General features: G+C 66.4%; 11 protein-coding genes and 1 tRNA gene. 8 read left to right on the forward strand and 4 right to left on the reverse strand.

Annotated elements, in window-relative coordinates; genetic code table 11:
• Positions 1-186 precede the first annotated feature (186 nt).
• Positions 187-786 carry an outer membrane beta-barrel protein gene (locus VNJ47_02010; GenBank protein ID HXG27608.1) on the reverse strand — a complete coding sequence of 200 codons (600 nt, stop codon included), beginning with the start codon at positions 784-786 and terminating at the stop codon, positions 187-189.
• A 188-nt stretch (positions 787-974) separates the two neighbouring features.
• Between VNJ47_02010 and VNJ47_02015 the strand changes: the two genes are divergently transcribed.
• The 5 genes from VNJ47_02015 to VNJ47_02035 all read left to right on the forward strand — a co-directional run bounded on the left by VNJ47_02015 (position 975) and on the right by VNJ47_02035 (position 4,712).
• Positions 975-2,171 carry a class I SAM-dependent rRNA methyltransferase gene (locus VNJ47_02015; GenBank protein HXG27609.1) on the forward strand — a complete coding sequence of 399 codons (1,197 nt, stop codon included), beginning with the start codon at positions 975-977 and terminating at the stop codon, positions 2,169-2,171.
• A gap of 55 nt (positions 2,172-2,226) precedes the next feature.
• The gene (lgt, locus tag VNJ47_02020) at positions 2,227-3,018 is read left to right on the forward strand and encodes a prolipoprotein diacylglyceryl transferase (protein ID HXG27610.1); all 792 of its coding nucleotides are present in this window, start codon (positions 2,227-2,229) and stop codon (positions 3,016-3,018) included.
• Entirely contained in the window at positions 3,018-3,851 is an 834-nt protein-coding gene (locus VNJ47_02025) for a thymidylate synthase (protein HXG27611.1), read from the forward strand. The genes lgt and VNJ47_02025 overlap by 1 nt, the downstream gene beginning before the upstream one ends.
• Before the next feature lie 2 nt (positions 3,852-3,853).
• Positions 3,854-4,360, forward strand: coding sequence for a dihydrofolate reductase (locus VNJ47_02030; protein HXG27612.1), 507 nt, complete (start codon positions 3,854-3,856; stop codon positions 4,358-4,360).
• An 85-nt stretch (positions 4,361-4,445) separates the two neighbouring features.
• Positions 4,446-4,712, forward strand: coding sequence for an acyl-CoA-binding protein (locus VNJ47_02035; protein HXG27613.1), 267 nt, complete (start codon positions 4,446-4,448; stop codon positions 4,710-4,712).
• Positions 4,713-4,774: 62 nt separating this feature from the next.
• Here VNJ47_02035 and VNJ47_02040 read toward each other — a convergent pair whose 3' ends face one another.
• The 3 genes from VNJ47_02040 to mltF form a co-directional block, all read right to left on the reverse strand.
• A complete protein-coding gene (locus VNJ47_02040) occupies positions 4,775-5,578 on the reverse strand; it encodes an ATP-binding protein (protein HXG27614.1) in 804 nt (267 codons plus the stop codon).
• A complete protein-coding gene (gene ettA / locus VNJ47_02045) occupies positions 5,575-7,239 on the reverse strand; it encodes an energy-dependent translational throttle protein EttA (GenBank protein ID HXG27615.1) in 1,665 nt (554 codons plus the stop codon). Before ettA ends, VNJ47_02040 begins: the two co-directional genes overlap by 4 nt.
• A 168-nt stretch (positions 7,240-7,407) precedes the next feature.
• On the reverse strand, positions 7,408-9,006 hold the full coding sequence (gene mltF, locus VNJ47_02050; GenBank protein ID HXG27616.1) for a membrane-bound lytic murein transglycosylase MltF: 1,599 nt from the start codon (positions 9,004-9,006) through the stop codon (positions 7,408-7,410).
• Between the two features lie 33 nt (positions 9,007-9,039).
• Between mltF and VNJ47_02055 the strand changes: the two genes are divergently transcribed.
• The 3 genes from VNJ47_02055 to VNJ47_02065 form a co-directional block, all read left to right on the forward strand.
• Positions 9,040-9,132 (forward strand) — tRNA-Ser (locus VNJ47_02055).
• 70 nt (positions 9,133-9,202) lie between these two features.
• Complete coding sequence (locus VNJ47_02060; GenBank protein HXG27617.1) at positions 9,203-9,544, forward strand: DUF1820 family protein; 342 nt, start codon at positions 9,203-9,205, stop codon at positions 9,542-9,544.
• 10 nt (positions 9,545-9,554) lie between these two features.
• The coding region (locus VNJ47_02065) for an MBL fold metallo-hydrolase (protein ID HXG27618.1) at positions 9,555-10,314 on the forward strand (760 nt) is incomplete at its 3' end.

Below are 10,314 nucleotides of genomic sequence, written 5' to 3' on the forward strand. Positions count from 1 at the left end.
TGTGACGCTGCCACCCCCGGCATCGTCCGACGAGGACGAGCCGCTGCAGCCGGCCATCCCCAGGATGGCGAGGGCGGGGACGGTCAGGCGGCGCATCGAGGCGGACCACATGACGCGATTGTAGTGCAAGACAATAAAAAACCCCGCGGCCGGAGGCCGCGGGGTTCTGGGCAGGCAAGACCCGCCTTAGAAAATGTAACGCACGCCTACGCGCAGCTCGTCGATGTCCAGGTCGGCACCGCCGTCCTCGAGCTCGCTCGAGCTGTAGTCTGCACCGGCGGCCCAGTTGGGCGCGAAGCCGTACAGCGCGCCCAGCTTGAAGCCCCAGCCGTCCGAGTCGCCGATGTCGGTGTACTTGACCTGGCCGTTCAGCTCGAAGTTGGCAGACATCAGCCCGCGCAGGCCGCCCGCGATGCCGAAGCCGTCGTCATCCACGTCGCCGAATCCCGGGATGTCCACTTCGACATCTTCGTACGAGACCACGCCGTAGGCGTCCAGCGTGCTGGATAGCGGGCTGCGGCCGCCCACGCCGACGTTGAAGGTGCTGACGTCGATGTTGCTGTCATCCAGGCCGACGTCGGAGTAGCTGCCATTGACGAAGAACGTATCATCGATGGCGAACGAGGCATTGAAATTGAAGCCGTCGCCATCATCACTGCCTGCGCCCGAAAGGTCGAAATCCTGGTCAGCGATGTAGTTCAGTTCTGCATAGCTGTAGCCGATCCCCTCCGCATTGGCTGCCAGGGGTAGCAGCAACAGCAACAACATCCGGTATTTACGCATCATCGCAGTCTCTCCTTGGGGTTTTTATGCGGTTTGGGGCTGAGGGCGTGAAACAGTGCCGTCAGGGTGCAGGAATGGTAGCACCGGAATGGTGCAATCAAAAGCCAGCCTTCGGGCAAGCCGTAAAGGCTGGATGTCGCAGGCGGCTCGGTCCCGACCGCGGGAGGCGGGGCTGTTAAACTGCTGTGCTTATGCCGCCGTCACTCCCCGTCCTGGTGCTGAAACCCCGCGAAGACAAGCGTCTGCGCGTCGGCCATCTGTGGATCTACAGCAACGAGGTGGACACGACCCGATCGCCGCTGAAAGGGCTGGCCCCCGGCGCGCTGTGCCGCGTGCAGGACAGCCGTGGGCAGGTACTCGGCCTGGCGACGGTCAATCCGAGTACGTTGTTGTGCGGGCGCCTGCTGACGCGCCGCGCGGACGCGGTGATCGATGAGCAATGGTTCATCCGCCGCATCCGGCGGGCGCTGGCCCTGCGCGAGCGGCTGTACACACAGCCGTTCTACCGCCTCGTGTACGGCGAGTCGGACGGGCTGCCGGGACTGGTGGTGGACCGCTACGGCGAGACCTGCGTGGTGCAGATCGGCACGGCCGGGATGGAGTGCCTCAAGCTCGAAATCATCGAGGGCCTCAAGCACACGCTGGCCCCGGCCGGCATCCTGTTCCGCAACGATGGGGCCATGCGCGAGCTGGAAGGCCTTCCCGCCTATGTCGAAGCCGTCGGCGACGTGCCCGAGGTGGTCGAGATCGAGGAGGGCGGGGTACGCTTCGCCGTGCCGCTGGCCGGCGGGCAGAAGACCGGCTGGTTCTACGACCAGCGCGCCAACCGCGACCGGCTGGGCGCCTATGTGCGGGGCAAACGTGTACTCGATGTCTTCAGTTACATCGGTGGCTGGGCCTTGCGCGCGGCGAAGTCAGGGGCGGCCGCGGTGAGCGCCGTGGACAGCTCAGCAGTCGCCTTGGAGGCCGCGCAGCGCAACGCCGCCTTGAACGGGCTGGCGCTGGAGACGCTCAAGGGCCAGGCGGCAGAAGTTCTCAAACAGCTGCGCGACGCCGGACGCCGGTTCGACGTGGTGATCGTGGATCCGCCGGCGCTGGTCAAACGCAAAAAGGACCTCGATGCCGGCGCCGAGCATTACGCCCAGCTCAATCGCCTCGCCATGCAGCTGCTGGAAGGCGACGGCATGCTGATAGCCTGCTCCTGCTCGCATCACATGAGTGAGGCGCAGCTGCAGCGCCTGCTGCTGCGCGAGGCGCGCCACCTGGGGCGCCATCTGCAGATCCTCGAGCGCGGCGGGCAGGGGCCCGACCATCCCGTACACCCTGCGATCCCCGAGACCTTCTATCTCAAGGCCTTTTTCTGTCGTGTGCTGGATGCCGGGGGCTGACGGCCCAATGCTAGAATCCGGACTCGAATTTCCGGCCTGACAATACTGGAAGGGCATGCTGACCCACCCCGGCTTCGATCCCGTCGCGCTCAAGCTCGGCCCCGTCGCCATCCACTGGTACGGGCTGATGTACCTGATTGCGTTCTACCTCGGCTGGTGGCTGGCCACGCGCCGCGCCCGTGCGACGGGCTCGGGCTGGACGCCGCAGCAGATGACGGACCTGCTGTTCTACGTCGTGCTGGGCGTGATCCTGGGCGGACGCATCGGTTATGTGCTGTTCTACGGCTTCGAGTGGTTCGTCGAGAATCCGCTGGTGCTGTTCAAGATCTGGGAAGGCGGCATGTCCTTCCACGGCGGCCTGCTCGGTGTGTTGGCGGCGTATGCGATCTATGCGCGCCTGAACGGCCGCTCCTTCTTCGAGGTGGCCGATTTCCTCGCACCGCTGTACCCGATCGGCCTGTTTCTGGGCCGCATCGGCAATTTCATCAATGCCGAGCTGTGGGGGCGGCCGACCGACCTGCCCTGGGGCATGGTGTTCCCCAACGCCGGCCCCGAGCCGCGTCATCCCTCGCAGCTGTACGAGGCCGGTCTTGAAGGCCTGCTGCTGTTCGCGATCCTGTGGTGGTACTCGGCCAGGCCGCGTCCACGCATGGCGGTGTCGGCGCTGTTCGCGCTGCTCTACGGACTGTTCCGCTTCGCCGTCGAGTTCGCGCGCGAGCCGGATGCGCACCTCGGCTACCTGGCCTTCGGCTGGCTCACCATGGGCATGCTGCTGTGCCTGCCGATGATCCTGATCGGCGCGGGCCTGCTGTGGTATGCCTACCGCCGCGCGGCGAGGGTGGCCTGATGCGCCAGTATCTCGACCTGATGCAGCGCGTGCTCGACGAGGGCGTGCGCAAGGAAGACCGCACCGGCACCGGCACCCTGAGCGTGTTCGGCCACCAGATGCGCTTCGATCTGGCGCAGGGCTTCCCGCTGCTGACCACCAAGAAGCTGCACCTGAAGTCCATCATCCATGAGCTGCTGTGGTTCCTGAAGGGCGACACCAACACCGCCTACCTCAAGCAAAACGGCGTCAGCATCTGGGACGAGTGGGCGACCGAGAGCGGTGAGCTGGGGCCGGTGTACGGCTACCAGTGGCGCAGCTGGCCGCTGCCGAACGGCGGGCATGTGGACCAGATCGCGCAGCTGCTGCAGCAGATCCGCAGCAAGCCGCACAGCCGGCGGCTGATCGTTTCGGCCTGGAACGTCGCCGACCTGCCGGACGAGAGCCTCAAGCCGCAGGACAACGTGAAGCAGGGGCGGATGGCGCTGGCACCCTGCCATGCCTTCTTCCAGTTTTACGTCGCGGACGGCCGGCTGTCCTGCCAGATGTACCAGCGCAGCGCCGATGTGTTCCTGGGCGTGCCCTTCAACATCGCCTCCTATGCGCTGCTGACGATGATGATCGCGCAGGTCTGCGACCTGGCGCCGGGCGAGTTCGTGCATGTGCTGGGCGACACGCACCTGTATCTGAACCACCTCGAACAGGCCCGCGAGCAGCTCAGGCGCGAGCCCTACCCCCTGCCGACGATGCGGATCAATCCCGAGGTCAAGGACCTGTTCGCGTTCCGCTACGAGGATTTCCGCCTGGAGAATTACCAGGCGCATCCGCACATCAAGGCGCCGATCGCGGTGTGAGCATGCCCCGTATCTCGATCGTCGTGGCGATGGACGAGAACGGGCTGATCGGTGCGCGCAACGGGCTGCCCTGGCGCCTGCCCAACGATCTCAGGCACTTCAAGCGCACGACCCTGGGCAAGCCGGTGCTGATGGGGCGCAGGACCTGGGAATCGCTCGGCAAACCCTTGCCGGAGCGCCAGAACCTGGTGATGTCGCGCGATGCGGCCTTCCATCCTGACGGCGCCAAGATCGTGCGCACGCTGGAGGGCGCGCTGCGCCTGGCCGAGGCGGACGGCTTCGAGGAGCTGATGGTGATCGGTGGTGCGCAGGTATATGCGCTGGCCTTACCACGTGCCGACACACTGTATCTCACGCGCGTGCATGCGCGCTTCCAGGGCGACACCTGGTTCCCGGCCGTGGATTGGTCGGAGTGGCTGCGCGAGTCCGTCGAGCCCCAGCCTGCCGACGAGAAGAATCCTTTCCCGCACAGCTTCGAGATCTGGCAGCGGCTGCCGTCGGCGGCCTGAAGATTCTCGGGCCGCGTTGTCGCTTCGGGAGGGGCTGGGGTAAGGTTAGGGCGGTTCGTGACCCCTATTCCACCGGGAGGCTGACATGGCGGATCTCAAGGCCCAGTTCGAGAAGGCGCAGGCGGACGTCAAGACCCTGACCAAGCGCCCGAGCAACGACGACATGCTGTTCCTGTACGCGCACTTCAAGCAGGCCAGCGCCGGCGATGTGTCCGGTTCGCGCCCCGGCATGATGGACATGGTGGGCCGCGCCAAGTACGACGCCTGGGCCAAGCTCAAGGGCATGAGCAAGGACGACGCGATGAAAAAGTACATCGCCAAGGTCGAGGCGCTGCTCAAGACCCACCGCTAGCAGCCGTTGCCGCACGCCATGCCCGTTGCTCTGTCCCGCTCGCGGGAGAGAGGGGGCAGGTGCTAGAGCCGGGTACGTCCGGCCCAGTCGCGCGCGAACTGCATCGCCACGCGCCCGCTGCGCGAGCCGCGCATCAGCGCATAGCGCAGGGCCTCGGCCTGCAGCTCGGCGCCCGCTGTTTCCTCCACGCCCAGCGCGCGCAGGTGGTGCCGGACGATCTCCAGGTACTGTTCCTGGCTGAAGGGATAGAACGACAGCCATAACCCGAAGCGCTCGGACAGCGAGATCTTCTCCTCGACCGCCTCGCCGTGGTGGATTTCGGTGTCCACCAGCTGCGCCGGTTCGTTGTCGCTGTGGAATTCCGGCAGCAGGTGCCGGCGATTGCTGGTGGCGTAGATCAGCACGTTGTCGGGCGCCGCGACGATGGAGCCGTCCATCAGCGCCTTGAGCGCCTTGTAGCTGGGGTCGTTCGCCTCGAAGGACAGATCGTCGGCGAAGATGATGTAGCGCTCGCGGCGCCCGTACAGCGGTTCGACGATGTCCGGCAGGTCGGTCAGCTCGCCGGACTCGGCCTCGATCAGGCGCAGGCCCTGGCTGGCGTATTCGTTGAGCAGCGCCTTGATCAGCGAGGACTTGCCGGTGCCGCGCGAGCCCCACAGCAGCGCATTGTTGGCCGGCAGGCCCTTGACGAACTGGCGCGTGTTGCGATCCAGCTCGGCCTTCTGCCGGTCGATGCCGAGCAGGTCCGCCAGCCGGATACGGTGCGGGTGGGCGACCGGCTGCAACCGGCCGGCACCCGCGCCGCGCCGTCGCCACCGGTAGGCGATGATCTTGCTTCCGCGTGCGGCCGATCGGCGTGTGCTCATGCCAGCTTCCGGTACCTGAGCCGGTGCGGCTGGTCGGCCTCCGCGCCCAGGCGGCGCTTGCGGTCCGCTTCGTAGTCCTGGAAGTTGCCTTCCAGGAACACGATCTGGCCGTCGTCCTCGAACGACAGGATGTGCGTGGCGATGCGGTCCAGGAACCAGCGGTCGTGCGAGATCACCATCACGCAGCCGGCGAAGTCGAGCAGGGCCTCTTCCAGCGCGCGCAGGGTTTCCACGTCGAGGTCGTTGGTCGGCTCGTCCAGCAGCAGCAGGTTGCCGCCGCTCTTCAGCATCTTGGCCAGGTGCAGACGGTTGCGCTCGCCGCCAGACAGCATGCCGACCTGCTTCTGCTGGTCGTTGCCCTTGAAGTTGAAGCGGCCCAGGTAGGCGCGCGAGGGAATCTCGTACTTGCCGACCTGGATGATGTCCTGGCCGCCGGAGACTTCCTCCCACACGGTCTTCTTGTCGTCGAGGGCGTCGCGGCTCTGGTCCACGTAGGACAGCTGCACGGTCTCGCCGATGCGCACCGTGCCGCCGTCGGGTTTTTCCTGGCCGGTGATCAGCCGGAACAGCGTGGTCTTGCCGGCGCCGTTGGGGCCGATGATGCCGACGATCGCGCCCTTGGGCACGTTGAAGCTGAGCTTGTCGTACAGCACCCGGTCGCCGAACTTCTTGGTCACGTCCTTGAATTCGACCACCCGGTCGCCCAGGCGCTGCGCGGTCGGGATGTAGATCTCTTTGGTTTCGCTGCGCTTCTGGTATTCCTGCGAGGACAGCTCCTCGAAGGCCTTCAGGCGCGCCTTGGACTTGGCCTGGCGCGCCTTGGGGTTGGCGCGCACCCATTCCAGCTCCGCGGCGATCGCCTTCTGGCGCGCGGCTTCGGCCTTCTCTTCCTGCTGCAGGCGCTTGTCCTTCTGATCCAGCCAGGACGAGTAATTGCCCTGCCAGGGGATGCCGTGGCCGCGGTCCAGCTCCAGGATCCAGCCGGCGACGTTGTCGAGGAAGTAGCGGTCGTGGGTCACGGCAATCACCGTGCCCGGGAATTCCTTGAGGAAGCGCTCCAGCCAGGCCACCGATTCCGCGTCGAGATGGTTGGTGGGCTCGTCCAGCAGCAGCATGTCGGGCTTGGACAGCAGCAGCCGGCACAGCGCCACGCGGCGCTTCTCGCCGCCGGACAGCTTGTTCACATCGGCATCCCAGGGCGGCAGGCGCAGGGCGTCGGCGGCCTTTTCCAGGATCACCTCGAGGTTATGGCCGTCGTGCGCCTGCAGGAAGCCCTCCAGCTCGGCCTGGCGCGCGGCCAGCTTGTCGTAGTCGGCACCTTCCTCGGCATAGGCGGCATAGACCTGCTCCAGTTCCTTCTGCGCCTCGATGATGTCGGCCACGCCGTCCTCGACGTTGCCGCGTACGTCCTTCGCGGGATCGAGCTGCGGCTCCTGCGGCAGGTAGCCGATCTTGATGCCCGGCATCGGTCGCGCCTCGCCCGTGTGTTCCTTGTCCACGCCGGCCATGATGCGCAGCAGGGTGGACTTGCCGGCGCCGTTCAGGCCCAGCACCCCGATCTTGGCCCCGGGGAAGAAGGACAGGGAGATGTCGCGCAGGATCTCGCGCTTGGGCGGCACGACCTTGCCAACCCGGTTCATCGTGTAGATGTACTGGCTCATGTCAGAAACTGTGGTAGAGAACTGCGGAGAAGAGGCGACAGGATAACAGGATTTACCGGATCAACAGGTTGGGTGGGGTTTTTACAAGGACGTTTCCACCCTCGAAATCCTGTCCAATCCTGGCCTGCCTTTCTCAAGCATTCCGAGAGCCGCCTGCAGGGCAGGCTCCTACAGAATCGGGCTTTCGATCTCCAGCGCCTTGCTCGGCTCTTCCTCGATCGTCGGCGGCTCGCTGAGTTCCTCCGGCGGCGGCAGATTCTCGCCGCTGGTCATCCACACCAGGATGTCGTAGTAGCTGCGGATGTTGTTGACATAACCCACCGCCTCGTAGCCGCGCGCGTAACCGTACTTGGTCAGGCGGTGCCACTTGGGCTGGGTCAGCAGCAGCAGGCTCTTGCGCACGTCCACCCAGCGGTCCGGATTCCCGCCCCACAGCTTGGTGATGTTGCGCGCATCCAGCACCGCGCCCCAGCCCTGGTTATAGGAGGCCAGCGCCATCCAGGTGCGGTCCGGCTCGGGAATGCTGTCCGGCAGCTTGCTGTAGATGTATTTGAGGTAGCGGGCGCCGCCCATGATGCTCTGGTAGGGGTCGAGCCGGTTGACGCCGACGAAGCGGGCCGTGGCCTCGGTCAGCATCATCAGCCCGCGCACGCCGGTCGGGCTGACGGCGCCGGGATTCCAGTGCGATTCCTGGTAGCCCATGGCGGCCAGCAGCCGCCAGTCGATGCCGGTTTCGGCGCCGGCCTGCTCGAAGATCTGGCGATAGACCGGCAGCACGGATTCGACCTGCTTGGCGAAGGTCTGGCCGCCGACGTAGCCCTCGTTGTCCTCGTAGCCGAAATGGCGGTCGATCAGCCGGTCGAGCTCGGTGTCCTCGCGGATGCGCTGGAAGAAGGTTTCGACCGCGGCCAGGAATTCACCGTTCGCCTGGCGCGGCATCGCCCAGGCCAGCGCCTCCGGCTCGCCCAGCACGAAGGCCACGCGCAGCTGCGGGTAATAGCGCGAGTTGATGGCGATCAGCCGCGAATCTGCCACCGTGAACGCAGCCTGGCCCTCGGCCACCTGCGCCAGCAGGGCTTCGCTGTCGGTGTCCGGCACTTCCTTGATCACGAGGCCCGGATAGGCGTCCTTGATCGCCGCCAGCTTCTCGCCATCGCTCCCGCCGGCAGGAATCAGCACCGGCGCGTCGACCTCGGCCAGCGATTTGGGGCGCTCCCGGCCGACGCGGTAGACCAGCTCGGCGGTCACGCTCATCACCTCCGGGCCGAAGCGCACCCGGCGCTCGCGCTCCGGCGTGCGGGTCAGGCCGCCGGCCAGATGGGCGCGGCCGCTGCGCAGCGCATCGATGGCCTCCTGCGGGTTGTTGACCACGACGACCTCGAGTTCGACGCCCAGTTCCTCGGCAAACAGCTTGGCCAGCTCGTACTCGAAGCCGGTCGCGCCGACGGTGGGGCCGAGCGCCGTCTGGTAGTAGGTGGTGGCGCTGTTGAAAGTGGCCAGCTTGAGTCGTCCTTCCGCCTGGATCCGTTCCAGCAGCGTGACCTGCGGTGAGCAGGTCCCGATGGCCAGGCACAGGGCCAGCCCGGAGCCCAGACGGAGCCAGTCGGCGGGGGTCATGCGGCGGTGCAGCTCGCGCAGCAGCCGGCCGAGCGGGGCCGCGAAGCCCCGGTATTCGGTCAGCAGCCGGCGCGCGAGCGCCGCCAGGGCCCGGGTCGAGGCGACTGTGACTTTGCGCAGCGTTCCTTTAAAATTATCGTTCTTGCGCACGGGTGGTCGTTGGACACCTTTGCCAGCGTTTCCGGAGAGGTACCGAAGCGGTCATAACGGCGCCGACTCGAAATCGGATGGTCGGGTAATACCGGCACGTGGGTTCGAATCCCACCCTCTCCGCCAGTTTCGCCCGGGGCGCGCCCCGTCCCGGGAAAATGCGGATTACTGATCATACATTGTCCACCGGGATCGCATGACGCAAGCCGCCAGACGCAAGCTGTACCGCGTGACTTTCCTCAGCCAGGGCAAGGTGTACGAGGTTTACGCGCGCAAGGTCAGCCAGAGCGGCCTGTATGCCTTCATCGAGATCGAACAGCTGGTGTTCGGCGAGCGCAGCAGCGTGGTGGTGGACCCGGCCGAGGAAAGGCTCAAGACCGAGTTCGCCGACGTGGTGCGCTCCTATATCCCCATGCACGCCGTGCTGCGCATCGACGAGGTGAGCAAGCAGGGCGTCGCCAAGATTTCCGAGGCCGGCGAGGGGTCCAAGGTCACACCGTTCCCGGTGTATACCCCGGGCGACCGGATCAAGGGTTAAGGGAAGCCGGGTGCGCTTCGCTTACCTGGGCAGTGGCAGCCGCGGCAACGCGGCGCTGATCCAGGCGGGCCGCACCCTGTTGCTGCTGGACTGCGGTTTTTCCGTGGCCGAAACCGAACGCCGGCTGGCGCGGCTGGGCGTGACCCCGGCCGATCTCGCCGCCATCGTCGTGACACACGAGCATGCCGACCACCTCGGCGGCGTGGCGCGGCTGGCGCGCAAGCACCGGCTGCCGGTGTGGATGACGCGGGGCACCCACGCGGCCTGGCTGGAGCGCGACGTCCCGATGCCGGAATTCTGCTGCGCGCACACGGCCTTTGCCCTGGGCGACATCGAGCTTGCGCCTTATCCGGTCCCGCACGACGCGCGCGAGCCCTGCCAGTTCGTCTTTTCCGACGGGCAGCGGCGCATCGGCGTGCTGTCGGACGCGGGCCACATCACCCCGCACATCCGCGCCAGCCTGAGCGGCTGCGACGCACTGCTGCTGGAATGCAACCACGACCCCGCGATGCTGGCGGACGGGCCTTACCCGGAGCGGCTCAAGGCCCGCGTCGGTGGACCGCTCGGGCATCTGAGCAATGCGCAGGCGGCCGCCCTGCTGGGCGAGATCGACGTGTCGCGGCTGCAGCACCTGGTGGCGACGCATATCAGCGAAACCAACAACCGGCCCGGACTGGTACGCGCGGCGCTCGCCGCGGCGCTGAACTGTGACCCGGGCTGGATTGCAGTGGCCGAACAGGAACAGGGTCTGGATTGGCGGGAAGTGAGCT

Source organism: Nevskiales bacterium, assembly GCA_035574475.1.
Lineage (GTDB): Bacteria > Pseudomonadota > Gammaproteobacteria > Nevskiales > DATLYR01 > DATLYR01.

Coding starts and splice junctions, on each gene's coding strand:
- VNJ47_02010 (HXG27608.1), bottom strand. CDS start 786: ATGATGCGTAAATACCGGATGTTGTTGCTGTTGCTGCTACCCCTGGCA.
- VNJ47_02015 (HXG27609.1), top strand. CDS start 975: ATGCCGCCGTCACTCCCCGTCCTGGTGCTGAAACCCCGCGAAGACAAG.
- lgt (HXG27610.1), top strand. CDS start 2,227: ATGCTGACCCACCCCGGCTTCGATCCCGTCGCGCTCAAGCTCGGCCCC.
- VNJ47_02025 (HXG27611.1), top strand. CDS start 3,018: ATGCGCCAGTATCTCGACCTGATGCAGCGCGTGCTCGACGAGGGCGTG.
- VNJ47_02030 (HXG27612.1), top strand. CDS start 3,854: ATGCCCCGTATCTCGATCGTCGTGGCGATGGACGAGAACGGGCTGATC.
- VNJ47_02035 (HXG27613.1), top strand. CDS start 4,446: ATGGCGGATCTCAAGGCCCAGTTCGAGAAGGCGCAGGCGGACGTCAAG.
- VNJ47_02040 (HXG27614.1), bottom strand. CDS start 5,578: ATGAGCACACGCCGATCGGCCGCACGCGGAAGCAAGATCATCGCCTAC.
- ettA (HXG27615.1), bottom strand. CDS start 7,239: ATGAGCCAGTACATCTACACGATGAACCGGGTTGGCAAGGTCGTGCCG.
- VNJ47_02060 (HXG27617.1), top strand. CDS start 9,203: ATGACGCAAGCCGCCAGACGCAAGCTGTACCGCGTGACTTTCCTCAGC.